General features: G+C 52.3%; 21 protein-coding genes. 16 read left to right on the top strand and 5 right to left on the bottom strand.

Annotation, left to right across the window (positions count from 1 at the left end):
- Positions 1 to 97 precede the first annotated feature (97 nt).
- The gene (locus tag ABID13_RS14415; RefSeq protein ID WP_007866716.1) at positions 98 to 997 is read left to right on the top strand and encodes a LysR family transcriptional regulator; all 900 of its coding nucleotides are present in this window, start codon (positions 98 to 100) and stop codon (positions 995 to 997) included.
- 5 nt (positions 998 to 1002) lie between these two features.
- On the opposite strand, the gene ABID13_RS14410 is transcribed toward ABID13_RS14415, so the two are convergent.
- From ABID13_RS14410 to ABID13_RS14390, 5 genes are all read right to left on the bottom strand, one after another.
- Positions 1003 to 1686 (bottom strand): Crp/Fnr family transcriptional regulator, encoded by a 684-nt coding sequence (locus ABID13_RS14410; protein WP_048929960.1) that lies wholly within the window; start codon positions 1684 to 1686, stop codon positions 1003 to 1005.
- Positions 1687 to 1718: 32 nt separating this feature from the next.
- On the bottom strand, positions 1719 to 2429 hold the full coding sequence (locus ABID13_RS14405) for a hypothetical protein (RefSeq protein ID WP_048929959.1): 711 nt from the start codon (positions 2427 to 2429) through the stop codon (positions 1719 to 1721).
- Between the two features lies 1 nt (position 2430).
- Entirely contained in the window at positions 2431 to 2676 is a 246-nt protein-coding gene (locus ABID13_RS14400) for an ATP-binding protein (protein ID WP_007866711.1), read from the bottom strand.
- 406 nt (positions 2677 to 3082) lie between these two features.
- Positions 3083 to 3400 carry a thioredoxin gene (trxA, locus tag ABID13_RS14395; protein ID WP_007866709.1) on the bottom strand — a complete coding sequence of 106 codons (318 nt, stop codon included), beginning with the start codon at positions 3398 to 3400 and terminating at the stop codon, positions 3083 to 3085.
- Positions 3401 to 3571: 171 nt separating this feature from the next.
- A complete protein-coding gene (locus ABID13_RS14390; RefSeq protein ID WP_048929958.1) occupies positions 3572 to 4033 on the bottom strand; it encodes a rhodanese-like domain-containing protein in 462 nt (153 codons plus the stop codon).
- A 375-nt stretch (positions 4034 to 4408) separates the two neighbouring features.
- Here ABID13_RS14390 and ABID13_RS14385 point away from each other — a divergent pair, with 375 nt between their 5' ends.
- The 15 genes from ABID13_RS14385 (at position 4409) to ABID13_RS14315 (ending at position 24606) form a co-directional block, all read left to right on the top strand.
- Positions 4409 to 5767 (top strand): ABC transporter ATP-binding protein, encoded by a 1359-nt coding sequence (locus tag ABID13_RS14385; RefSeq protein WP_007866704.1) that lies wholly within the window; start codon positions 4409 to 4411, stop codon positions 5765 to 5767.
- A gap of 26 nt (positions 5768 to 5793) precedes the next feature.
- Entirely contained in the window at positions 5794 to 9738 is a 3945-nt protein-coding gene (locus ABID13_RS14380; RefSeq protein WP_048929957.1) for a glycosyltransferase, read from the top strand.
- Between the two features lie 99 nt (positions 9739 to 9837).
- The gene (locus tag ABID13_RS14375) at positions 9838 to 10545 is read left to right on the top strand and encodes a nucleotidyltransferase family protein (protein WP_045093528.1); all 708 of its coding nucleotides are present in this window, start codon (positions 9838 to 9840) and stop codon (positions 10543 to 10545) included.
- Positions 10539 to 11609, top strand: coding sequence for a GHMP family kinase ATP-binding protein (locus ABID13_RS14370; protein WP_007866698.1), 1071 nt, complete (start codon positions 10539 to 10541; stop codon positions 11607 to 11609). The genes ABID13_RS14375 and ABID13_RS14370 overlap by 7 nt, the downstream gene beginning before the upstream one ends.
- 26 nt (positions 11610 to 11635) lie before the next feature.
- Positions 11636 to 12214, top strand: coding sequence for a D-glycero-beta-D-manno-heptose 1,7-bisphosphate 7-phosphatase (gene gmhB / locus ABID13_RS14365; protein ID WP_007866695.1), 579 nt, complete (start codon positions 11636 to 11638; stop codon positions 12212 to 12214).
- A gap of 4 nt (positions 12215 to 12218) precedes the next feature.
- Complete coding sequence (locus ABID13_RS14360) at positions 12219 to 12860, top strand: D-sedoheptulose-7-phosphate isomerase (RefSeq protein WP_045093527.1); 642 nt, start codon at positions 12219 to 12221, stop codon at positions 12858 to 12860.
- Positions 12850 to 13635 (top strand): glycosyltransferase family A protein, encoded by a 786-nt coding sequence (locus ABID13_RS14355; protein ID WP_048929956.1) that lies wholly within the window; start codon positions 12850 to 12852, stop codon positions 13633 to 13635. The genes ABID13_RS14360 and ABID13_RS14355 overlap by 11 nt, the downstream gene beginning before the upstream one ends.
- A gap of 48 nt (positions 13636 to 13683) precedes the next feature.
- Entirely contained in the window at positions 13684 to 16047 is a 2364-nt protein-coding gene (locus ABID13_RS14350; protein WP_048929955.1) for a glycosyltransferase family protein, read from the top strand.
- 53 nt (positions 16048 to 16100) lie between these two features.
- Positions 16101 to 17963, top strand: a complete 1863-nt coding sequence (locus ABID13_RS14345; RefSeq protein ID WP_048929954.1) for a glycosyltransferase family protein — start codon at positions 16101 to 16103, stop codon at positions 17961 to 17963.
- A gap of 43 nt (positions 17964 to 18006) precedes the next feature.
- The gene (locus ABID13_RS14340) at positions 18007 to 19443 is read left to right on the top strand and encodes a hypothetical protein (protein WP_048929953.1); all 1437 of its coding nucleotides are present in this window, start codon (positions 18007 to 18009) and stop codon (positions 19441 to 19443) included.
- A gap of 22 nt (positions 19444 to 19465) precedes the next feature.
- Positions 19466 to 20242, top strand: a complete 777-nt coding sequence (gene rfbF / locus ABID13_RS14335) for a glucose-1-phosphate cytidylyltransferase (RefSeq protein ID WP_007866682.1) — start codon at positions 19466 to 19468, stop codon at positions 20240 to 20242.
- Between the two features lie 68 nt (positions 20243 to 20310).
- Entirely contained in the window at positions 20311 to 21378 is a 1068-nt protein-coding gene (gene rfbG, locus ABID13_RS14330) for a CDP-glucose 4,6-dehydratase (RefSeq protein WP_007866679.1), read from the top strand.
- Positions 21379 to 21396: 18 nt separating this feature from the next.
- Positions 21397 to 22749: a lipopolysaccharide biosynthesis protein RfbH gene (rfbH, locus tag ABID13_RS14325; RefSeq protein WP_048929952.1), complete on the top strand. Its 1353-nt coding sequence runs from the start codon at positions 21397 to 21399 to the stop codon at positions 22747 to 22749.
- A 19-nt stretch (positions 22750 to 22768) separates the two neighbouring features.
- A complete protein-coding gene (locus ABID13_RS14320; RefSeq protein WP_007866676.1) occupies positions 22769 to 23611 on the top strand; it encodes a LicD family protein in 843 nt (280 codons plus the stop codon).
- Positions 23612 to 23667: 56 nt separating this feature from the next.
- On the top strand, positions 23668 to 24606 hold the full coding sequence (locus tag ABID13_RS14315) for a glycosyltransferase family 2 protein (protein WP_007866674.1): 939 nt from the start codon (positions 23668 to 23670) through the stop codon (positions 24604 to 24606).
- Positions 24607 to 24717: the final 111 nt, after the last annotated feature.

The following is a 24717-nucleotide window of genomic DNA, read 5'->3' as shown; positions in this document are numbered from 1 at the left end:
TATATGTAAAATACTATAATTAAATAATATTTATAATAAAACCATTATATATTTTCGGCTGATCCATGGGCCGGGAAAATTGGAAAGGAGAAATAGTATGACGCTGCGCCACTTACGGATCTTTGTGGCTGTATGTGAGACGGGGAGTATGACGGCGGCATCGGCCCAGATGTTTATTGCCCAGCCGTCCATCAGCCTGGCCATATCGGAGATGGAGGAATATTATGGGGTAAAGCTGTTTGACCGGATCTCACGCAAGCTGTACCTGACGGATAATGGGCGCAGGGCCCTTCAGTATGCCAGACATCTTATAGACCTGTTTGACGAGATGGAGCAGGGGATCAGGGACCAGGACGCGGTGGGACAGCTGAGGGTGGGCACCAGCATTACCATTGGCACCTATCTGCTTCCCCAGTATATCAACAGGTTAAAGCAGGTATATCCTTCCGTCCGGGTGGAGGCATTCATTGGAAATTCCGGGAGTGTTGAGCAGCAGATCCTGGATAATCAGATCGATATCGGAGTCATAGAGGGGGTATCCCACAGCAGCTATATACTCAGCGAGAGCTTCCAGGGGGACAGGCTGGCTTTTATCTGTTCCGTGGAACATGCCTTTGCGGGCAGGACGCTGAAGGAACTGGCCGAAGTGAAGGATCAGGATTTTATCCTCAGGGAAAAGGGGAGCGCGGGCAGGGAGATATTTGATGGTCTGCTGGCCGCCCAGGAGCTGGCGGTTGCTCCGCTGTGGCAGAGCGCCAGCAATCAGGCCATTCTTCACGGGGTCAGGTCAGGGCTGGGGATATCCATCCTGCCATATTCTCTTGTGCAGGAAAGCCTTAAAAAGGGGGAGATTGCGGAATTTAAGATCAAGGGAATGGCCCTGAGCCGCAAATACTCCGTGATCTACCATAAGAACAAGTTTTTGTCCCAAAGCGCAAGGACCTTGGTGGAAATCTGCAAGGGGGAGGAGTTTCCGGGAAACTCCAAAACAGGATAAGGGCCTTATGCCAGCAGCTTACGCAGCTTCCGGGTGTCCACCACCGTGATGGTCCCCCTTCCAAGGGAAACAATCCCTTCCTTTTCAAAATATTTCAGCATCCTGGAAACCACTTCCCGGGCCGTACCCAGATTTTTTGCAACCTGTTCATGGGTGGTGGAAATGGTGTTGGTCCGGGACTTAACCTGCTCATCGGCCAGATATGCGGCCAGGCGTTTGTCAAAGCTGGAAAAGAGGAGCTGGCCCATGGACCACATCACATCGGAGAAACGTTCCGCTGTCCGGCGGTAAATGTAATTTTCCGTATAGATATTATCCTCCATCAGGCGGTGGATGCAGGCAGCCGTTGTGATGAGAAGGGTGGATTCCTCCACAGCCTCTATGAAAATGTCAAATGTGATTTCCTGCATCATACACGCAGCGGAAAGAGTGCACACATCCTCGGCACCCAGCCGGAACAGGGTTACCTCACGTCCTTCCTCAGACTGGATATAGGTGCGGACCTGGCCTGAAAGCACAAGGATCACACCCAGGCACTCCTCGGAGCGGCTGTGGATAAAGCTGCCGGGGGAGTAGGCGCGGATGTGGGAACAGGAAACCAGCTGGTCCTTTTGTCCGGGACTGAGATGGTCCCAGAAGGGATAGCTGGTTTTTAAGGTCTCTGTTATATTATAGGAAACAGTACTCATGGCAGATGTTCCTCCTTTAACAAAAAATCATCTCACAAATCTGTGTGCCGGGAGATTCCGGGAGCACACTCATCTGCCATAAGTGTATCCTGTTTTTTGTCCTTTGTCAAAGAATCTGTCTGAGTGCCTGCTTTGGCTTTGCAGATCATCTGGGTCATGGTGCCCATGGGACAATAGACGCACCAGGAGCGGGGGCGGAACAGTACCATGGTAACCAGGCCCAGTATGGTGGAGGTGAGCATCACGCTGTAAAAGCCGAATGCAAACTGTGACATCCACAGGGGAAGCCCTGTAACGTAATAGGCGTGGTTCCAGGGAAGGCGGAAGGTCCAGAGCACAGTCACCACCTGTTTTAAACCGGTTCTTCCCCTGAACACCAGGTAGGTGCCCAAAAGCATCTGGCAGAACATGACCAGGAAAAAGACAAGGAAGCCGTAGCGGAATGCCCTGGACTTCATCCAGTTGGGAATGGGCCGGTTGGAGGAAAGGCGGAATGTTTTCCCTATAACGGAAAACAGCTGTCCCCTGCCGCAGTACCGGTTACAGTAAAGCTTGGAGCCTGTGGACAGGGAGATGAACAGAGGGACCAGAAAACAAATCAGTCCAAGCCAGGCGAACATGATGTTGAAAAATCCCAGGATCAGGTAAGCGAGGGAGGCGATCCATAAATAATCGTACCAGTGTTTGCCGGAACCGGCTTTTGTTTTCCGGGAAATGGAATCTGATTTTGATGTGCTGCCCATACTATGCTTCTCCTTTCCGGTTGTCTGAAGATGAGTTGGTTTTTATTTGGCGGGGAATGATATCAATGACAGATGCAGGACATTCCCTGGAGCATTTGCCGCATCCCACGCACAGGTCCGGGTGTACCACTGCGTAGGAGCCCTTCCAGATGTCCAGGGCCTGGCGTGGACATACCTTAAGGCAGCAGCCGCAGGCAACGCAGTCGTCTTGGTGAACATAGGCAATGGATTTAGATAAGGGTTTCATTATTAAATACCTCCGGTTTGCTGTAGGTACTCTCGGAGTCATCCCGCAAATCCGGGTAGCGGGAGACTATGGGAGTACACTGTATCTTGTTAAAGGATACCACATACCGGGGATAGGGTCGGTGACCGCGGTCACATAGAAGCAATGTACGGAAGCGGTGTACAGATGTACCGTATAAAAATTAAAAACCGCGGCCTGTGTGAGGGACCGCGGTTTTTAAATCTATTTTGGTAACTGTTCAGGACAGCTCATCTTCTTGACCGGAAAAGCCGGTCAAGAAGCATCGGATGTCCGTCCGATGTGAAAATGGGTGTAAAAACGGACTTATAAGCAAGCTTAATGCCCGCTTTTGCACCCATTTTCCCGCCGTTCTGAACTGTTACCAATTTTGTAAGGATCGTGCAGACTATTTATTCTTCTGGATCTCCCGCTCCATATCGGCCGGGGACACAAGACCTACGGACTTACCAACGATCTCGCCCCTTTTCATGTAGAGGAGGGTGGGAACGCTCATGACCTGGAAACGGGAAGCAAGATCGATCTCCTCATCAATATCTACCTTATAAAAATGTACGTCCCCGTACTTGTCAGCCATACGCTCTACAACGGGTGAAAGCATCTTGCAGGGACCGCACCATGTTGCAAAGAAATCAACGATCACCAGATCATCCCCAGCGTTTACTGCCTGATCAAATTCGCTTTTAGATAAATGTTTAATTTCCATGATAAAACCTCCTGATTTATATTCAATATTATTATTTCATTAACTGCTTATAGCATACCACATTTTAGCGGAGAGTTATGTGACAAAAATCACCAAACATTCATTCTTATATCTAATGTTTAAGATTCCTCCTTTAAGCCAAACTTATAAGAGGACGGACAGGGTTTTATTTCACTCTGTCACCGTGTCATAGGGCCAATCTGCAATGCCGCCAAAATCATAGACATTGGTATATCCCAATTTGATCAATTTGTCGGAGGCCTGCCTGCTCCTTATCCCGGTGCGGCAGTGGACTAAAAGGACCGCGTCCAGGTCCGGAAGTTCTTCCGGCTGTGTGTCGCCGATCTCCTCATTTGGAACCAGGATGGAGCCGGGGATATGTCCTGCCGCATATTCATCCGACCTGCGCACATCCACCACCGTAACGTCTCCCTTATCCATCATTGCCTTTGCTTCCTGGGCCGTGATCTTGCGGTAGGTGCCCTGTGCTTCCTGGGGCTGTGCTTCCTGGGGCATTGCCTGCGCAGAAGGCGGGGGAGCAGCTGTTGCGGTGCCGCCGGATGTGCTGCACGCGGCCAGGGCGGCGCCGCACAGGAGAAAAACAGCAAATAGGGTGGGATTTAGTTTCTTCATCACATGGCTCCTTCCTGTAATTGGTTTTAATACAGTTCATACTGTAACTATAAAACATACAGTTAAAAATGTCAATAGGAATCCTTAACTTTTTTTGAAAAATATTGTTTGAGGTATAAAAATATCGCATTGTATGCTATACTTATGCCCATAGCGTGTTTAAAAATTCATTTCCGACAGTCTGTCCCAACGGATCCGCCAGGCCCTGCCCGGCACAGTGGGACATAGCGCGCCCGCTTCGCGGTACATTGGCCCCGATTCAGCCGGCGTAGCCTTCTACGTCATCTTCTTCGGGGCCATAGTTTCCGGGAGATGGGACGTGCTGCTGCCGGAACCTGTTTTTAAACAGACATGTTTCAGGATGGAGATTGTTTTATGCCAGTAAAAGATCAAGACAACGGGTATGCCATCAATGTTGCGGATGTGACAAAGGTATACAGACTATATGAGAAACCCATTGACAGGCTGAAGGAATCCATGAGCATTTCCCATAAGAATTACCACAGGGATTTTTATGCATTGAACCAGTTGTCCTTCCAGGTAAAAAAAGGCGAGACCGTAGGTATCATAGGAACCAACGGTTCGGGCAAGTCCACCATTTTAAAGATCATCACAGGTGTTCTGACCCCCACCACAGGCCAGGTGGAAGTGAATGGAAAGATATCGGCCCTGCTGGAGCTGGGCGCCGGCTTTAATATGGATTACACGGGAATTGAAAATATATATATGAACGGCACCATGATGGGGTATACGAAAAAGGAGATGGACGCCAAGCTTCAGGATATTCTGGACTTTGCGGAGATCGGGGATTTTGTATACCAGCCGGTGAAGACTTATTCCAGCGGTATGTTTGTACGGCTGGCTTTTGCGTTAGCCATTAATGTGGATCCTGAGATACTGATCGTGGATGAGGCTCTGTCCGTGGGAGATGTATTTTTCCAGGCGAAATGCTACCGCAGGATGGAGGAGATACGCCAGAAGGGAACGACCATTTTGATGGTGACCCATGACATGGGGAGCATCATCAAATACTGTGACAAGGTAGTGCTGCTAAACAAGGGTGAATTTGTGTCGGAGGGCGAGCCCGGCCATATGGTGGATCTATATAAGAAGATACTGGCCGGTCAGATGGATTCCCTGAAAGCGGAGCTGGACAGGGAAAAGGCCGAGGATCCGGTAGGGATGTCTGACTTTTCCGGAGGCATGGGCCTGGATCAAAAGGAGGAAGGCCATGTAACAGGCCAACTCATGAAGGACCAGCTGACCATTAACTTTGACAGGACGGAATACGGGGACGGACGGGCGGAGATCTATGACCTGGGCCTCTTTGATGAGAGGGGCAATATCACCAACCTTCTCCTTAAAGGGGAAATGTTTACGATCAAGGAGTGCATCCGGTTTAACACCGAGATTGACGCACCCATTTTCACCTATACGATCAAGGACAAAAAGGGCACGGATCTGACCGGCACCAACACCATGTTTGAGGGAGCGGACATAAAGCCGGTGAAAAATGGGGATGAATATACCGTGGAGTTTACCCAGAAGATGACGCTTCAGGGAGGCGAATATCTGCTGAGCATGTCCTGTACCGGATTTGAACACGGGGAGCACGTGGTGTACCACCGCCTGTATAATGTGACCAATATCACCGTGATATCCAACAAGAACACAGTGGGCGTATATGATATGGAGTCCCAGGTCAGGGCAGAAAAGAAAAGCAGTGACAGTTAACATGCTAAAGTAAAAAGAGGAAATTCATGAACGACATCAGTTATGAAATCTTAGATTTATTTAAAACATACGGCAGCACGCAGGAAGGCATAGAGCGGGCGCTTACATCAGACCACCGTCCGGAGGTGCTTCATGCCCTGACTCCTGTCCGGGAGAATCTTCTGGAGTGGCTGGATCTCTCTGTCCATGACCAGGTGTTGGAGATAGGATCCGGTTACGGTGCGTTCACCGGGCTCCTGGCTGACCGCTGTGCCCATGTGACGGTGATGGACAGCAGGGATGAAAATCTGGCCGTTAACCGGGAACGGAACCGGGACAAGTCCAATATTACCTATGGACTGGAGGACGGGGAGAGCAGGTTTGACTGGGTTTTCCTCATAGGGCCGAGCAGCGGAACGGGGCAAAAGGCTGATATAAGACAGATCATAGGCCGGGCCGGGAAATACCTGAAGGATCATGGCCGCCTTGTATTTGCATGTGAGAATACCATAGGGCTTCGGTTTTTGGCAGGAGGCGGACATGACCCACAGGAGGGCGCCTGGATGAAGGGGGAGCTTGAGGCAGCCTTTTTGGATGCCGGACTGCCCCGGGTTGAGTTCTACTACCCTATGCCGGATCACAGGCTGCCTGTGTCCATTTATTCAGACCGCTATCTTCCGGGCAAGGGTGACATTACCCACATGGATATGGCCTATGACAAACCGCGGTATGCCTGTTTTCATGAGGAAGAGATCTTTGACAGGCTTATCAGCGAGGGGGACTTTGGACGGTTTGCCAATGGATTTTTAATTGTGGCGTCAGCGGATGCCTCTGCCCAGAAAACCATCTTCACAAAATATAACCGTACCAGGAAAGGAAAATTCCAGATCCGGACCAGCATTCTGGAGGAAAAGGGAACCCGCTATGTGGAAAAGGCGGCTCTTGGGAGCCAGGGAAGCTGGCATATTCTTTCCTTTCAGAAGAAATACGGACAACTCCAGGAATTTAACCCTTCGGTCCGTGTGCTGGAGCCGGATATATCCCGGGACGGGATGACGGTGCGGTTTTCCTTTTTGCGTGGAGAGACACTGGCAGAACGTCTGGGCAGGGAGATCAGGGAAGGAAAAGCGCCTGTGGAGGCTATAGAGGCAGCCATGAAGGTGCTCTTTGGCGTGCCAGAGGACCAGATCATGCCCTTTGCCGTTACACCTGAGTTTACGGAGGTATTTGGGGAGATACCGGATATCAGCGACAGTTCCTACCGTGTGAGCAACATTGACGGGCTGTTTGAAAATCTGATGGTCGTAGAGGGAGAGGACGGCAGGGAAGACGGTCTGTACTGTCTGGATTACGAATGGGTGTTTGATTTTCCCGTACCGGCCCATTTTGTACAATACCGTAATCTGGCTTATTTCTATTATAAATATGAAAACTTACTGGACTATGAAGGGCTGGAAGGGTTTCTGAAGGAATTCTCAGTATCCGGGGAGATGGCGTCCGTGTATGCTTCCATGGAAAGAGCCTTCCAGTCCTATGTGCACGGGGATGGAAACCAGGGATATCTGGCAGGCTACAGCCAGAAGGTGACCACATTGGAGGAACTGAGGCAGGCAGACCAGGGCCTTGCCAGGGCAAAGGACAGGATCAACCAGCTCCAGGCAGAGGTGGAGGAAAAGAATCTCCAGATCCGCAAGGAACAGGAGGTGCAGCGCCTGACCAACAACCATGTGGCCAACCTGGAGGTGATGATCAGGGACCTGCGCCATGAGATTGATGAGCTTGGCAAGCTGGCCACCTATCTGAACGGCCACGAAGCCCTTATATTCAAACTGCGCCGCAAGCTGGGCAATGGGGTGAACCGGGTATTCCCAAAGGGGACCAGGAAACGCAAGATCCTGAACTATTGTTTTAATACGGTAAAACACCCGGTGCGTTACGGCAGGATGTATGCGGCCAAAGAGGGGCGAAACCTGATCAATGGGGATTTTGAAATCGGGGAGGATTACCTGAAATATGGCAGACTAAGGTTCCCCCAGGTGCCGGGCCAGGGAAAAGAGGGACCCGGAGGCTGGGAAGGCCCCATGGTATCCATTGTCATTCCCTGCTACAACCAGGTGCATTACACCTATGCCTGCCTTCAGTCGATCCTGGAATTTACAAAGGATGTGACATATGAGGTCATTATTGCCGATGATGTATCCACGGATGCCACCGCCCGGCTGGACCAGTATGTGGAAGGCCTGGTCATCAGCCGCAACCAGACAAACCAGGGATTTTTGAGAAACTGCAACCATGCCGCAGAGGCGGCGCGGGGCAAATATATCATGTTCCTGAACAATGACACCAAGGTGACCCGAGGATGGCTTTCATCTCTTGTAACACTGATTGAGTCGGATCCCTCCATCGGCATGGTGGGATCTAAGCTGGTGTACCCGGACGGACGTCTCCAGGAAGCAGGCGGCATTATCTGGAGCGATGGCTCCGGCTGGAACTACGGCCGTCTGGATGACCCGGACAAAGCGGAATACAATTATGTAAAAGATGTAGACTATATATCAGGAGCAGCCATTCTGCTGCCCGCGTCCCTGTGGAAGCGGATCGGAGGATTTGACCAGCGGTATGCGCCGGCTTACTGCGAGGATTCGGACCTTGCGTTTGAGGTGAGAAAGGCCGGGTACCGGGTAGTGTACCAGCCGTTGTCCAAGGTGATCCACTATGAAGGCATTTCCAATGGCACGGATGTGAATGGTACCGGGCTTAAGCGCTATCAGGTGGAGAACAGTGAAAAGCTGAAGGAAAAATGGGCGGTGGAGCTGAAGGGGCAGTGCGTCAATACGGGCAATCCCAATCCCTTTAGGGCAAGGGAACGCAGCCAGGGAAAGGAGATTATCCTGGTGGTGGACCACTATGTGCCCACCTTTGACAGGGACGCCGGTTCCAAGACCACATACCAGTACCTGAAGATGTTCCTGAAAAAGGGATATGTGGTGAAGTTTTTGGGCGATAATTTCCTTCACGAGGAGCCCTATTCCACCACCCTGCAGCAGATGGGGATCGAGGTGCTCTACGGCGATGGATACGCGGCCGGCATCTGGGACTGGCTTAAGGAAAATGGGGATGAGATTTCCTATGCTTACCTGAACCGTCCCCATATCGCCACCAAGTATGTGGATTATATCAGGGATTACACCGGGATAAAGGTGATCTATTATGGCCATGACCTGCATTTTTTGCGTCTGGGAAGGGAGTATGCCCTGACCGGGGATATTGAGATCAAGCGGGAAGCGGATTACTGGAAATCCGTGGAACTGACCATGATGCATAAGGCAGCGGTATCTTATTATCCCTCCTATGTGGAGATCGATGCCATCCATGCCATTGACGGAAGCATCCGGGCAAAGGCCATAACCGCTTATGTATATGACACATTCCTTACGGACATCCGGGATGACTTTGCAAAAAGGGAAGGTTTGCTGTTTGTGGGCGGCTTTGCCCATCCGCCTAACGCGGATGCGGTGCTCTGGTTTGCAAGGGAGATCTTCCCGGGGATCAGGGAGCGCATACCGGGCATAAAGTTTTACGTGGTGGGCTCTAAGGTGACGGATGAGATCAGGGCCTTGGAGCAGGATGGAAATGGAATCATCATCAAGGGGTTTGTAAGCGAGGAGGAACTGGAAAGCCTTTATGCAAGCTGCAAGCTGGTGGTGGTGCCCCTCCGGTACGGAGCCGGAGTCAAGGGCAAGGTGGTGGAGGCCATTTACAATGGCGCTCCCATTGTGACCACCTCCACGGGAGCGGAGGGCATTCCCTTTGTGGAATCCGTCCTGGAGACGGCAGACGAGGCGGAGCAGTTCGCGGACCGGGTGGTAAACCTGTACCAGGACAATGAGCGGTGCAGGGAACTTTGCCGCAAAACCCAGGATTATATTAAGAAATATTTCAGCCTGGATGGGGCCTGGAAGGTAATTGAGGAAGATTTTACACAGAGATAAGGATGTGCATTGGCCGTTGCAGCAGACCGGACCGGCGGACAGACCGGAAGAACAGACCGGAAGGACAGACGGAAAAACGGACCGAATGGAGGATGAGGAATGGAAGCAATACTTTTGGCCGGCGGACTTGGCACACGGCTTCGCAGCGTGGTAAGCGACCGGCCCAAGCCCATGGCGCTGATTGAAGGACGCCCTTTTATGGAGTATGTGACCAGGGAGCTGGTGCGCCACGGGATCACGGACATTATCTTTGCCGTGGGGTATAAGGGTTCCATGGTGGAGGAGCATTTTGGCAGTGGAGACAGGTTTGGATTTCATGCTTCCTACGCCTATGAGGAGACATTGCTGGGAACAGCGGGGGCTATTAAGAATGCGGGCCGTCTGATCACACAGGACAGGTTCTATGTCCTCAATGCGGATACATTTTATCAGATCGATTATACGCGGCTGTCCAAGATCATGGATGTCCGGGATCTGGACATGGCCCTTGTACTGCGGGAAGTGGAGGATGTGTCCAGATATGGACAGGCTGTCCTGGACCGGGAAGGGATACTCACTGCATTTAACGAAAAAACAGAGGAAGCCAGAACAGGGACCATTAACGGCGGCGTCTACCTGATGAAAAGGGAGCTGCTTGACAGGATCCCGGAGGGAAAGGTTTCACTGGAAAATGACATGATACCCAGATGGCTGGGCGAGGAAAAAAGGCTGGGAGGTTTTGTCAATGACGGATATTTTATCGATATCGGCATTCCCGAGGCATACTACCAGTTCCAGGAAGATGTGAGGAGGAAGGTTATATGGTGATCAGAGGAAGGGCGCCCCTTCGCGTAAGCTTTGGCGGAGGGGGAACCGATGTGGCGCCGTTCTGCGAGGAACAGGGCGGGGCCATTATCGGAAGCACCATTAATAAATATGCGTATTGTTCCATTGTCCCCAGGGAGGATGACCAGATCATTGTGAATTCCATTGATTTTGATATGACGGTCAAATACAATACAAATGAGAATTATGTCTATAACGGAAAGCTGGACCTGGTAACCGCCGCCTTAAAGGCCATGGATATCAAGCAGGGCTGCGAGGTGTTCCTGCAGTGTGACGCGCCTCCGGGCTCAGGTCTTGGAACGTCCTCCACGGTGATGGTAGCCATGCTCATGGCCATGTCCCGCTGGAAGGGAACCATGATGGACGCCTATGCCATGGCGGACCTGGCTTACCAGGTGGAGCGTCTGGATCTGGGGATCGATGGAGGTTACCAGGATCAGTATGCGGCCAGCTTTGGCGGATTTAATTTTATCGAGTTCCATGGACGCAATAATGTGGTGGTGAATCCTCTGCGCATTAAGAAGGATATCATCCATGAGCTGCAGTACAACCTGCTGCTCTGCTACACGGGAAAGATCCATGTATCCGCCAACATTATCAAGGACCAGGTCCAAAACTATGAGAAAAAGGACAGTTTTCAGGCCATGTGCGAGGTGAAGGCCCTGGCCTATGCATTAAAGGATGAGCTGTTAAAGGGCAACCTCCACAGCTTCGGAAAGCTTTTGGACTATGGATGGCAGAGCAAAAAGCGCATGAGCTCCAAGATAACCACACCCCAGATTGATGAGCTCTATGACGAGGCCCTGAAAGCAGGGGCCCTGGGCGGAAAGCTTTTGGGAGCCGGCGGGGGAGGCTATCTTTTGATGTACTGCCCCTATAATGTGCGCCACAAGGTGGCGGCCCGCATGGAGCAGGTAGGAGGCCAGCTGGCTGATTGGAACTTTGAACTGCGGGGAGCCCAGAGCTGGGTTATGGATGACGACAGATGGCAGTATGACCAGGTGACGGTCCATATGCCTGACGGAGAGTACAGGTTCGGCCTGTAAGCCGGATACAGGGAGATATGATCTGAATGGAACGAATTGTATTTTTAGACAGGGATGGTACCCTGAATGAGGAGGTCCACTATCTTCACAGACGGGAGGACTTAAAGCTGATCCCAGGCGTTCCCCAGGCGCTGAGGCTGCTGAAACAGGCCGGATACCGGCTGGTGGTGGTGACCAATCAGGCAGGGGTGGCCAGGGGGTACTATAAGGAGTCGGATGTGGAGGCGCTGCACCGCTATATGAACCGTGTATTGGAGCGGGAGGGGGCGGCCGTTGACGCCTACTATTACTGCCCCCACCATCCGGAGCATGGTCTGGGAAAATACAAAACCCAGTGCAGATGCCGCAAGCCCGGGACCGGTATGTTTGAGATGGCGGAAAAGGACTTTGAAGTGGACAAGGCCCATTCCTTTATGGTGGGCGATAAACTGCTGGACGTGGAAGCGGGAAGGAATTACGGCATTGCCTCCATTCTGGTGGGCACCGGATACGGCAGGGAGCAGCACCAAAAGGATATGGACCGGGGAGTAAACCCTGTGTACGATCATTATGGCGAGACCCTTATGGACGCGGCACGGTGGATTGTGGAGAAAGGACAGGTGTGAACCCATGAAAGAGATGGAATATCTGGAGGAACTGACCGGAAGATATCCGGTGCTTGAAGCGGTAAAGGAGGATATCCGGGCCGCTTATGAGCTTTTAAAGGATTGTTATGAGCAAGGGGGAAAGGTCCTCATCGCGGGCAACGGAGGAAGCTGCGCGGACAGTGAACACATTGTGGGGGAACTTATGAAGGGCTTTGTTAAACGGCGCCCCGTGTCCCCGGAGTTTGCCCATGCGCTCAGACAGGCCGATCCCCAGCGGGGCGCTGCGCTGGCGGAGGGACTTCAGGGAGCGCTTCCCGCAATCGCCCTCACCGGGCATACGGCCCTGTCCACCGCATTCCTCAATGATGTGGATGGGGAGATGATCTATGCCCAGCAGCTGTATGGTTATGGAAAAAAGGGAGATGTATTCATAGGTATTTCCACATCGGGCAATGCAAAGAATGTGATGTATGCCGCGGCTGTGGCAAAAGCCATGGGAATTAAGGTTATTGGCCTGGCCGGAAAGGATGGGGGAGCCCTGGCAAAGGCCAGCGATGTGCCCATTGTGGTTCCGGAAAAGGAGACCTTTAAGATCCAGGAACTCCATCTTCCGGTTTACCACGCCCTTTGCCTGATGCTGGAGGAGCATTTCTATGAAGTATAAGCATGTGTTTTCTATCTGCGCATACAAGGATTCCCCTTATCTGGAGCGCTGTATCCGTTCTCTGAAGGCCCAGAGCCTGCCGGGCCACATGATCCTGTGCACATCCACCCCAAGCCCCTACATAGACGGGCTTGCGTGGAAATATGGAATTCCTCTGTATGTAAGGGATGGGGAGAGCAATATAAGGGATGACTGGAATTTTGCCTATGAGATGGCGGATGGTGAGCTGGTCACCATCGCACATCAGGATGATATGTATCACAGGGAATATTCGGCCCAACTGCTGGAAGCCTATGGCAGATACCCGGATATGACCGTGTTTACCACGGACTATGCCATTATAAAGAACGGCCGTCTGATCACAGGGGATAAAATGCTCTGGATCAAGCGTCTGCTGCGCATTCCGCTGCGTATGCCCTGTCTGAATGGTTTGACCTGGGTCAAACGCCTGTCCCTGATCCTTGGCAATCCGATCTGCTGCCCGGCCACCACCTACCAGAAAAAAATGCTGGGTGTACCCCTGGTGTGTTCCGGATTCCAGTTTGCCCTTGACTGGGACAATCTTTACAAGCTGGCCGGGGAAAGGGGCCGTTTTATCTGCGTGGAACGTCCCCTTCTCTATTATCGAGTCCATGAGGGCGCTACAACCAAGGCATGTATTGCGGACAACAGGAGGCAGCTGGAGGAGGAAATCATGTTCAGACGCTTCTGGCCGGAACCTGTTGCCCGTCTTCTGATGCATTTTTATAAGTCGGCTTACGCAGAATATGAGTGACGGATCCGTTTTGGAAAATCGAAAGAACAGAAGGATTAAAGGTTATATATGAAAGGTAGCAAGAGAGAGAACCTGCTCCTGGCAGGGCTTTTTGGGCTGGCAGGAATATTTCTTATCATATCATGCCATAAGGTAATGGTCACCGGTCCCCTGAGCCTTGTCCTGAAGGAGGCATCTTCCAGAACCATGATGGCTGAAGTGGGAGCTGTATTTATATGGAACCTGCTCTGGCTGAAGGGCAGGGGAAAAGCGTGGGTCAGGTGTCTGGGACTTGCTGCGGGTATCGTGGTATTTACCTGGTGTCACCGGATCTTCCTTCCTGGGGCGGTATCATTCCTGTATCTGGCGGCCCTGATGCTTTGGGGCAGATGGCTGCACCGGCTCATATCCCTTGAACTAAAGGAATGCACGATCCTGGAAATGTCTTTGTCCCTGGTGACCGGAAGCGGATTCTGGATCGTGTTTGTGTGCCTCATTTCCCTGACAGGCCATGGAGGAATCCGCCTGTGGCGGTGGTGCGCGCTGATTATGGGGGCCGCCGCCCTGCTGGCCGAGGGGGCCTTGTTTGTCAGGAGGCGCCGGAGAATGCCGGCCCAGGGGGAACGGTCCCCCAGGAGCTGCCGGAGCGTATTCCTTGGCTGGATGCCGGAGCGCAGGTCCCATGCCTGGCTCCTGGCATTTATCATAACCATGGTGTTAATCCAGGCAGGACGCCTGAATATTGAGCTGGACTATGATTCCCTGCATTACGGACTCCGCTCCGCCTATGTCCTGGACAACGGCAGGGGGATCTATGAAAATCTGGGGATGATCAACCTGGTATATACCTACAGCAAAGGACTGGAGGTGCTGGTGCTTCCCCTGTGCGGCACGCCCACATATGGGTTCGTGCTGGCATTTTCATTGTGGATCGCCGTGGCTGTACTGGCCCTTGGGGCGTCCATGGTGAGCCGGGTCAAAGGGCGCGGGATGGGGCTGTTTGCGGCGGCCGTCCTCTCCTCCATACCGGGTATCATGAACATGGCGGCCACGGCCAAAAGCGATATCATCACCCTGCTGCACCAGCTGATTATCTATTATTTTTTGTGCCAGGCATTTGAGACAGGGAAAAAGGATGAAAAAGGCCCTGGCAGACAGTCGGGAACGCCCTGGCTTCTTATGGCCATAGGTACCTATCTTCTGACCATGGTCTATAAACCCACTGCATTGGTATTTTCTACCGCCCTTGGAGGCGTGGCGCTGTTGTGCCTGATCCTTACAGGCCGTCTCACCCTGGGGGATAAAAGGGGATGGCTGCTGCTGGTATTTCCCGCGGGCGCGGTGGCGGGGCTGTGGTACCGCACCTGGCTTTTGACCGGGGTGCCGGTGACCTCCATCTTTGCGGGCTTTTGCGAGAAGATCGGCTGGGCGGTTAAATATCCCTTTACCTTCCGCCATGTGATCGGGGATGCGTCCCTGCTCACAGTGGAGGAAAAGCTGGCCCGTCTGGGAAGGCGCCTTGGGGAAATGCTCCTGGCCCCCGTATCGGAGGATATGGACCATGTGATCATTGCCTGGGGAACCTGTCTGGTGACCCTGTTCCTTTTTATCTGGATATGGTCGGCGGTAAAGAGCAGGGACAGGAGGAACCCCAGGGTTTTCTTTGACCTGGTCCTGGTTCCTGTTATGGCACTGGGATGTATTGCAAGCATCTATACCCTTTCCCAGGTGGACGGAAACTATTTTATATTGTTCTATGCATTGGTGGTCATCAGCTCCATGAGGATGGCCGGGGGGATCGGTGAAGCAGGAGTTGAGAAAGCCGGGATTGAGGAAGCAGGCGCCGGGAAAGCAGGCAGGTTGTGCTGCTTGACGGTCATTCTCTTCATGGTATGCAACGTCCCTATTACCTGTCTGACCAGCTGGGCCGGAAATTCCGGATTTACCCCCATAAGCCTGAAGCACAGGGGATATTACGACCACCGCCGGGAGGCGCTTGTGAGAAGGCGGGAAAAGGGATATCAGGCTCTGGCCGGCAGCTTTACGCCCAGGACAAGGGTGGTTGCTTTTGGGACCCACCCCGATGTCCTGGAACTGCCCTGCAGCGTTCAGAGCTACTATGATGTGACGGGCAGCGGCGGAAACGTGTATCTGGTAAAGAGGCTGGCTTATTTTGAGGAATTCCTGGAATATGCGGGTACGGAATATTTCTTTGTGGAGGCAGGATATCTGGCGGGGCAGCCAAGGGCCCTTGAGATGATCGAGGACATGATCGAGGAGGGAAGCCTTACCGATATCCGGTATGAATGGGGGAATATGACAGCCAGGGTTACCCTTGACGGCGCTGCCCCTGAACATCCGGAGCAGGCTGTGGAGGAGTTTTACCAAAATTACAGCATGGAGCGTGTGACGGCCCACATGACACATCCATAAGGAAACCTGCAAGAGCAAGGGCACCGGGTGCCCGGGACAAGGAGGCGCGTACAGTGGAGACAAAAGAGAGTGCAAGAACCAGGATCGGTTTCTCCAGAATGGAGAAAAAATATGAATGGAAGGACCATGTGATCTTTATGGGGCTTCTGTTGGCCACGGCAATCTGGGTGAACAGGAATATTGAGATCAAGGGGCTTTACATGGATGACCTGTATTTCTGGTCCTGCTACGGGGAACAGGGATTCCTGCAGTATGTATTTCCCGTGGGCAGTACGAGGTTCCGATTCCTGTACTATCTGGCCGCCTGGCTGGAGATGGCGGTGGTGGGCAATCATGTGAACTGGTTTGTGCCCTTTAACGTACTGCTGAACGCAGCGGTGTCATGGTCCGTCTACCTTGTGGGACGCCGTCTGGCCGGCTCCAAGGCCATCGGTTTCCTGTGCGGTTTTATGTATCTGTCCAGCCGTATGGCTTACTACCAGATCGGCCAGGTCCTGGGGCTGATGGAGACCATGGCCCTGTGGATGGCCATCGGAATCCTATGGTATCTTTACCGCTATATGAATGAGGAGGACAGCCAGGGATGTATTTACCTGTCCTGCGCCCTTTATTTCGGCGTATGTTTTGTCCATGAACGGTATATGGTGCTGTTTCCGCTGCTTCTGTTCGCATTGCTGGTAAAGCGCTCCAAAGGGCCTTGGGAATGGGGGATCAGCATCGGTTCCTTCCTCCTTGTCCAGCTGATCCGGGCATTTACCATCGGAAGCATTCTTCCGGCCGGCACGGGAGGAACCCAGGTGGCGGACACCTTTTCCATAGGGGATACTATCCGCTATGCCCTGTGCCAGGCCGCCTATGTGTTTGGGATCAATGCAGGCCCGGAACACCTGAACGGCTGTCCGTGGGACCAGAGCCCGCTGGGGATCCGGCTCCTGGTGCTTGCGGCCGACCTGGCCATTGTAATTCTTGTCATTGGCTTTCTGGTAAAACTCATAAGGGATAAACGGAGGGATGCCAGGCTGCGGATCATCTGGAATTCAGTCCTGTTCCTGCTGTTTATCGGGGCCTGCATTGCGTCCTCCAGTGTTACCATTCGGGTGGAAATGCGCTGGGTCTATGTCTCCCTCACAGCATCCCTATTGTTTCTGGCATATATGTATGGGGTGCTGACCCAGGGGGTGAAGCCGGAGCTTTACCTGAAACGCCTGTGGCCCTGGGGTGTGGTGTTTGCCTGTTATGTGGCGCTGATGCTGCCCGTGGAGTTGTTTTACAGGGGATACTATCCCAAACTGTATTTGTGGCCCAACCAGCTCAGGTACAACTCTCTGGCTGAGGAGACTTATGAGCGGTATGGGGACAGTATTTTCGGAAAGACCATTTATATCATAGGCAACAGCTATGAGATGAGCGATTTTACTGCCCGCACGTTCTTTAAGGTGTATGACAAGGACAGGACAGCGGAGGGGACCAGGGTGGAATTCATAGACAGTATCCGGGATATCGGGCTGGTGAACGACCGCATGCTTGTGCTGCGGGAGGATCCGGACCACAACGGATTCCAGGACATCACCCAGTTTGTGAAAGAACTGAAGCTCCAGGTGGACTATGGCTACTATGAGGACGGATGGATGGACGAACATGCCAGCCTTACAGTCATGGCGGGAGAGACGGGCTGCATTGATCTGGAGATCATGTACCCGGGCGTCATGAACGGAGGGGAGGGCATCAAGATCACCATGGACCAGGAGGAGCCGAGGGTCATCCCGGTCCGCTCCACGGTGGTGAATACCACCATTGAGGCGGAACCATGGCAAATGGTACACCTGACCTTTGATTATAATTTTTATATGCCCAATGCCCAGGAGCAGCGGGGAGACGACAGGCTTGCCGCAATCGTGCATATGACGGCCAGGTAGCGGACGGGACGCCTGGTACATCCCAAAGAGAGGAAAAGAAACCATGAACGCAGAACGTTACAGAAAAATCATATATTGGATGCTCCCTGTTCTGGGCGTTTTATTCTGCCTGTGGTATGTGAAGAATGCCACCTGCGATGTGGTATATTCCGATTATATCAGGCTGGTGAACAGCTATCTTCCCGATGTGTATGATCCGGACAAGTTCTTTGTACCGGATGTGCTTACCAGGATCCCCATCAATTACCTTTGCAGGATCGTGAACGTGGAACTGTTCGGATTCTCCATTACCTTTGAGCGGGTCCTGGGGGTGGTGAGCCTGGGGCTGGCCGGATGGGCATTCGGTATTTACTGCAGGGACAAACGAATCGGCTGCGGCTGGTTTGCCCTTCTCATGGCGGTAATGTTCAGCCTGAACAAATGGGAAATGCTTACAAACGGAAGCGGATGGTCCCATTTCTTTGCCTTTGCCTGTTTTTACTACCATGAACTGGTTCTGGACCGTGTGTGGTCCGGCGGGGAAAAAAAACATGACAGGATGAAACTCCTGGCGCTTCCCTGGCTGATCATACTGGGAACAGCAGGCCCTTACTGCGCCGTCTATGCAGTGACGCTCCTTATGTCCTACGGATTCTGCATGGTGCGGGACGGACTTGGGAGAGGGGAGCGGACCGGAAAGGGAGTCTTAGATGTCCGGTCCTGGGACATGCGGTATCTGGCCTATATGGCATGTACCCTGATCCCGCTGCTTCTTTATATTCTCAGCAATTCCTTTGCAGTGGAGGAACATGCCGGGGCCACGGGGCGCTCTTTGATGGAGATCCTTTCGGACAATCCCACATTTCCGGTACGGTTCATGCTCAAATCCTTTGCAGGGATCCTGGTGGGGGGAGAGGAACTTCAGGAATTGATGAGACAGGGGGTGCTGAGCAGCCGGATGTGTTACCTCATAGGCATGTTTGTCCTTTTGGGCTATGTGTATGCCCTTTATCTGAACCTGAGATTTAAGCTTTATGAGAGGACCATATTTCCCATGATGCTGCTGGTGGGAGGCGGGCTTAACCATGTGATCATATTCATATCCCGCTATATATTTGAGAGTGAGACATATGCTTTAAGTTCCCGCTACGCCCTGCAGTTCCAGGTGGGGATCCTGGGGCTGGTCCTTACCTTTGCGCTTACCTGGAATGAGGGCGGGGGAAAACGTAGGGTGCGGCAGTGGCTGACGGCAGTATTCTGCCTTGCAATCCTGGCGGGAAATGGTTATACTACTTATCATGAGATCAGGAAGGCCCCAAACCGGGAGGCGAGCTTTGAGAAAAAGGCGGCAATGGCCCCGCTGATCCCGGGTATGAGCCGGGAGGAGCTGGAGGCCGCCAAGAAGGATCTGGAAGACACATACGAGTACAGGAAAGGCGTGGACAAGATCCAGGAGGCATTCCGTATCTTAGAGGAAAACAGGCTGAATATTTTCAGATAAAAGCACATAATGGAGGAAAAGAATGAAGGTTGTAATTTTAGCAGGCGGACTTGGCACAAGGATCAGCGAGGAGAGTCATCTGAAACCAAAGCCCATGATTGAAATCGGCGGAAAGCCCATTATGTGGCATATTATGAAGTACTACTCCGAATACGGATTCCATGATTTTGTTATCTGCCTTGGATATAAGCAGTACGTGGTCAAGGAATTTTTTGCGGATTATTTCCTTCACACATCAGATGTGACCTTTGACCTTGCCAATAACAAGATGGAGGTGCACAACAATTATTCCGAGCCATGGAAGGTGACCCTGGTGGACACAGGGCTTAACACCATGACCGGAGGGCGTGTGAAGCGGATCCAGCCGTATATTGGGAATGAGCCGTTTATGCTCACCTACGGCGATGGGGTATCCACAGTGGACCTGGACAAACTGGTGCAGTTCCACAAGTCCCATGGCAGGACGGCAACCATCACCACCGTGAACATCGGGCAGATGAAGGGGGTGCTGGATATTGATGAGGACAACACCATTATGTCCTTCCGGGAAAAGGAGGACAATGACGGCGCCCTGATCAACGGCGGTTTCATGGTGATGGAACCCGGTATCTTTGATTATCTGGAGGGGGATTCCACTGTGTTCGAGAAGGAGCCCATGCAGAGGCTGGCAGCTGAGGGGCAGCTTAAATCCTTTTACCACAGCGGGTTCTGGCAGTGTATGGACACCCAGCGTGAGATGAAGAAACTGGAGGAATTGTGGCAGTCCGGTAAAGCTCCCTGGAAGATTTGGAAAGATTGAGAAAAGCTGTGCGGCTGCGGAGCTGCCGGCAGTTGGAGAATGATTGATTGCAGGGAGGCGTTGGAATCATGACCATGGAAGAATTGACAAAGTTTTATAAAGATAAACGGGTGCTGGTGACAGGCCACACCGGGTTTAAGGGGGCCTGGCTTTCCAGGATACTCACATTGGCGGGGGCGAAGGTGACGGGGTATGCCCTTGAACCGCCCACGGATCCCAGCCTGTTTGAGATCGCAGGTCTTGAGGATACCATGGAGAGCGTGACCGGGGATGTGAGGGACCTGAAGCATTTGCGGGATGTGTTTGAACAGGTGGAGCCTGAGATCGTGTTCCATCTGGCCGCCCAGCCGATTGTGCGGGATTCCTATAAGGATCCGGTGTATACCTATGAGACCAATGTGATGGGAACCGTCCATGTGATGGAGTGCGTGCGGCTTACAGAGAGCGTGCGCTCGTTCCTTAATGTGACCACGGATAAGGTGTATGAGAATAAGGAGTGGGAGTATGGATACAGGGAAAATGATCCCCTGGATGGATTTGACCCCTATTCCAACAGCAAGTCATGCTCGGAGCTGGTGACCCACAGTTACCAGAAATCCTTCCTGTCCCAGGGACGCTGTGCTGTCTCTACTTCAAGGGCCGGTAATGTGATCGGAGGCGGTGATTTTGCCAATGACCGGATCATACCGGACTGTGTGAGAGCCGCTGCTGCCGGCAAGGATATCATTGTTCGCAACCCCCACTCCACAAGGCCGTACCAGCTGGTGCTGGAGCCCCTGGCGGTTTACCTCACCATTGCCATGAAGCAGTATGAAGACCGGCGTTATCAGGGATACTATAATGTGGGCCCTGATGACAAGGACTGCGTGACAACCGGACATCTGGTGGATATGTTCTGCCGCGTATGGGGACAGGGGATCAAGTGGATCGACCGCTATGACGGAGGCCCCCATGAGGCCGGTTTCCTGAAGCTGGACTGTTCCAGGATCAAGTCGGTATTTGGCTGGCAGCCCAGATACGGGGTGGAGGAAGCCATTGCAAAGACCGTGGAGTGGTCCAGGGCATATTTGGAGGGCGAGGAGATGCTGGAGGTCATGGACAGACAGATACGGGAGTTTTTTACCCGGGAGAATTGAGAGAGGAGATTTTGAACTATGTTTGATCATAAAACAGAAGCGGAGGCAAGAGAACAGATCCTTGCCATGGTGGAGGAATACTGCAGTACCTTCCATAATAAGAAAGGCCCGTTTAAGGAGGGTGACAGGATTCCCTATGCATCCCGCGTCTATGACCACCATGAGATGGTGAACCTGGTGGACAGCGCCCTGGAATTCTGGCTTACGTCCGGCCGGTTTACGGATGAATTTGAAAAGAAGCTGGCGGACTATCTGGGGATCAGGTTCTGCTCCCTGGTAAATTCCGGCTCTTCCGCCAACCTGGTTGCATTTATGACCCTGACATCCCCGCTGCTGGGCGAACGCAGGGTCAAAAGAGGGGATGAGGTCATCACGGTGGCCTGCGGCTTCCCCACAACCGTAGCTCCCGTACTTCAGTATGGGGCTGTCCCCGTATTTGTGGACGTGACCATTCCCCAGTATAATATAGATGTAACTAAGCTGGAGGAGGCATTCTCAGACAGGACAAAGGCGGTGATGATCGCCCATACCCTGGGCAATCCCTTTGACCTGAGGGCAGTGAAGTCCTTCTGTGAGCGCCATAACCTGTGGCTGGTGGAGGACAACTGCGATGCGCTGGGCAGCCGGTATACCGTGGAGGCGGAGGGAAAGGAGCAGACCAGATTTACCGGGACCATCGGAGACATCGGGACCTCCAGCTTCTATCCTCCACACCATATGACTATGGGAGAGGGCGGAGCCGTATACACGGACAATCCCCTTCTCAACAAGATCATCCGCTCCTTCCGCGATTGGGGGCGGGACTGTGTGTGTCCATCGGGCTGGGACAATATGTGCGGGCACAGGTTCGACAAACAGTTCGGCGAGCTGCCCCTGGGATATGACCACAAATATGTGTATTCCCATCTTGGATACAATCTGAAGGCCACCGACATGCAGGCGTCTATCGGATGCGCCCAGATTGAAAAGTTCCCATCCTTTGTGGAGCGCCGCCGTCATAATTTTGCGCGCCTGAAGGCAGGCCTTAAGGGGCTGGAGGACAAACTGATCCTGCCCGAGGCAGCGCCTCACTCTGAGCCCAGCTGGTTCGGCTTCCTGATCACATGCCGGGAGGGAGTGGACCGGAACCAGGTAGTGCGGTATGTGGAAGGAAAAGGCGTCCAGACCAGGATGCTCTTTGCAGGCAACCTGACTAAACACCCATGTTTTGATGAGATGAGAAGCACAGGCACGGGATACAGGATCGTGGGTGAACTGGCCAATACGGACAGGATCATGTCAGATACCTTCTGGGTGGGCGTGTATCCGGGAATGACGGATGAGATGATCGATCATATGGCAAAGACCATCCGTGAGGCAGTGGGCGCATAGTGAAAAGGAGTACGGTAAGATGAAATCAGATTATGATATGAGCCGGGTCCATCAGGCCAATCTGACGATCCTGAAAGAGATAGACAGGATCTGCCGCAAATACAATATCAAATACATGCTGGATGCAGGAACACTGATCGGTGCGGTCCGCCACAAGGGGTTCATACCTTGGGATGATGACGCGGATGTGGCATTTACCAGAAACCAGTACGATGCGTTTATGAAGGTGGTAAAAAGGGAACTTCCCCAAGGTCTGGAGCTTGTGGAGCCCGACAGCTTTCGGAATGGGAAGGGATTCTATGATTTTACGGCACGGATCATCTATAAGAACAGCAGGTGTCATGAAGACAGCCCGCAAATGCGGTTCTATGAGGGAAAGCTGAACCACCTGTGGGTGGACCTGTTTGTCATAGACAGGCTGCCTGCCGGCAGGATGGGGGCTTCCATTACAAAATTACTGCACATGGCGGTATACGGAATGGCCATGGGACACAGGTATGAGCTGGATTTTAAAAAGTACAGTCTGGCCAATAAGATATTTGTGGGTATCCTGGCCGGTGTGGGCCGGTGCGTCCCTATGAAGGCTATTTTCTCCATGCAGAGGGCCCTTGCATTAAAGGACAGGAAAAGCAAGGGCAGACTGCGCTACTACAGCAACTACCAGCCGGATTTCCTGTACGTGACCGTGGACCAGGACTGGTGCGACAATGTGGAGGACGCCCCGTTTGAGGATACACAGCTGATGATACCAAAGGGCTGGCATGAGGTCCTGACCCTTCTGTATGGGGATTACATGCAGCTGCCTCCTGAGGAGCAACGGGTTCCCGCCCACTCCAGCATGGAGATTGAGGTGTTTGATTAGAGTGAGTTTGAAAATTGCTCCGGCTCTGAATGAAGAAAGGACTTAAGACATAGTTCATGGACAGATTGTTATCGGTTGTGGTCTCAGTCTACAACGAAGAAAAGGCATTGGAAGATTTTTACAGAGAAGCAACGGGGGTACTAAAGGGGATTGCGTGGGAGTATGAACTGATTTTTGTAAATGACGGAAGCGGGGATCAGAGTTTATCCATACTGGAACGCCTTGCTGCAGGAGACAGTAACGTAAAGGTGGTCAGCTTTTCCAGAAATTTCGGCCACGAGGCCGCCATGATCGCCGGACTGGATTACAGCAGGGGGGATGGCATCATATGTATGGACGCGGACCTTCAGCACCCTCCGGAATGTATTCCCGGGATTCTGGAATGCTTTGAGAGGGGATATGAAGTTATCAACATGGTCCGCACCAGAAATAAGACCGCGGGTCTTGTAAAGAACATAACATCTTCCGGTTTTTACTGGCTGATCAATCATATTTCAGACGTACATTTTGAGGCCAATGCCTCTGACTTCTTTGCCATCAGCCGTCACGTTGCCCAGGTCCTGAAGGAAAACTACCGTGAAAAGGTGCGTTTTTTGCGGGGCTATGTGCAGAATGTAGGCTTTAAAAAGACTACAATAGAATATGAGGCCAGGGCCAGGGTGGCGGGGGAGAGCAAATACAGCATCAAAAAGCTGTTTGTTTTCTCCATTAATACGATTTTATGTTTTTCCAATATGCCGTTGAAGCTGGGAATCTATGCGGGGATATTCTCAGCCCTGCTGGGGCTGCTGGTTATGATTTATACGCTGTTTACGCGCAGGGGGGCGCCCAGCGGTTACGCCACCATCGTGGTGCTGATCTGTTTTATGTTTGCCATGATGTTTGTGATCATTGGCATTATCGGGGAATACATTGCCATTCTGTTTACAGAGCTTAAAGACAGGCCGATCTACATTGTTGACAGGACGGAAAATTTTGAGGAGATCGGGAAGTGATCATATGAAGGGGGCTTGACATGTTCAGGTTCCTCTTTTTTAATTTGGTTCTTTGGCAGGATATATTGTTTAAGTTTATGGAAATTTAATGCTTCCTTTCTTGACAATACC

Source organism: Enterocloster citroniae (assembly GCF_040545455.1).
Lineage (GTDB): Bacteria > Bacillota > Clostridia > Lachnospirales > Lachnospiraceae > Enterocloster > Enterocloster citroniae.
This window is presented reverse-complemented; position numbering and strand designations above follow the sequence as displayed.

Coding starts and splice junctions, on each gene's coding strand:
- ABID13_RS14370 (WP_007866698.1), top strand. CDS start 10,539: ATGGTGATCAGAGGAAGGGCGCCCCTTCGCGTAAGCTTTGGCGGAGGG.
- ABID13_RS14380 (WP_048929957.1), top strand. CDS start 5,794: ATGAACGACATCAGTTATGAAATCTTAGATTTATTTAAAACATACGGC.
- ABID13_RS14375 (WP_045093528.1), top strand. CDS start 9,838: ATGGAAGCAATACTTTTGGCCGGCGGACTTGGCACACGGCTTCGCAGC.
- ABID13_RS14355 (WP_048929956.1), top strand. CDS start 12,850: ATGAAGTATAAGCATGTGTTTTCTATCTGCGCATACAAGGATTCCCCT.
- ABID13_RS14340 (WP_048929953.1), top strand. CDS start 18,007: ATGAACGCAGAACGTTACAGAAAAATCATATATTGGATGCTCCCTGTT.
- ABID13_RS14405 (WP_048929959.1), bottom strand. CDS start 2,429: ATGGGCAGCACATCAAAATCAGATTCCATTTCCCGGAAAACAAAAGCC.
- ABID13_RS14390 (WP_048929958.1), bottom strand. CDS start 4,033: ATGAAGAAACTAAATCCCACCCTATTTGCTGTTTTTCTCCTGTGCGGC.
- ABID13_RS14400 (WP_007866711.1), bottom strand. CDS start 2,676: ATGAAACCCTTATCTAAATCCATTGCCTATGTTCACCAAGACGACTGC.
- ABID13_RS14350 (WP_048929955.1), top strand. CDS start 13,684: ATGAAAGGTAGCAAGAGAGAGAACCTGCTCCTGGCAGGGCTTTTTGGG.
- ABID13_RS14415 (WP_007866716.1), top strand. CDS start 98: ATGACGCTGCGCCACTTACGGATCTTTGTGGCTGTATGTGAGACGGGG.
- rfbG (WP_007866679.1), top strand. CDS start 20,311: ATGACCATGGAAGAATTGACAAAGTTTTATAAAGATAAACGGGTGCTG.
- ABID13_RS14360 (WP_045093527.1), top strand. CDS start 12,219: ATGAAAGAGATGGAATATCTGGAGGAACTGACCGGAAGATATCCGGTG.
- ABID13_RS14315 (WP_007866674.1), top strand. CDS start 23,668: ATGGACAGATTGTTATCGGTTGTGGTCTCAGTCTACAACGAAGAAAAG.
- ABID13_RS14385 (WP_007866704.1), top strand. CDS start 4,409: ATGCCAGTAAAAGATCAAGACAACGGGTATGCCATCAATGTTGCGGAT.
- ABID13_RS14410 (WP_048929960.1), bottom strand. CDS start 1,686: ATGAGTACTGTTTCCTATAATATAACAGAGACCTTAAAAACCAGCTAT.
- trxA (WP_007866709.1), bottom strand. CDS start 3,400: ATGGAAATTAAACATTTATCTAAAAGCGAATTTGATCAGGCAGTAAAC.
- rfbH (WP_048929952.1), top strand. CDS start 21,397: ATGTTTGATCATAAAACAGAAGCGGAGGCAAGAGAACAGATCCTTGCC.
- ABID13_RS14320 (WP_007866676.1), top strand. CDS start 22,769: ATGAAATCAGATTATGATATGAGCCGGGTCCATCAGGCCAATCTGACG.
- rfbF (WP_007866682.1), top strand. CDS start 19,466: ATGAAGGTTGTAATTTTAGCAGGCGGACTTGGCACAAGGATCAGCGAG.
- gmhB (WP_007866695.1), top strand. CDS start 11,636: ATGGAACGAATTGTATTTTTAGACAGGGATGGTACCCTGAATGAGGAG.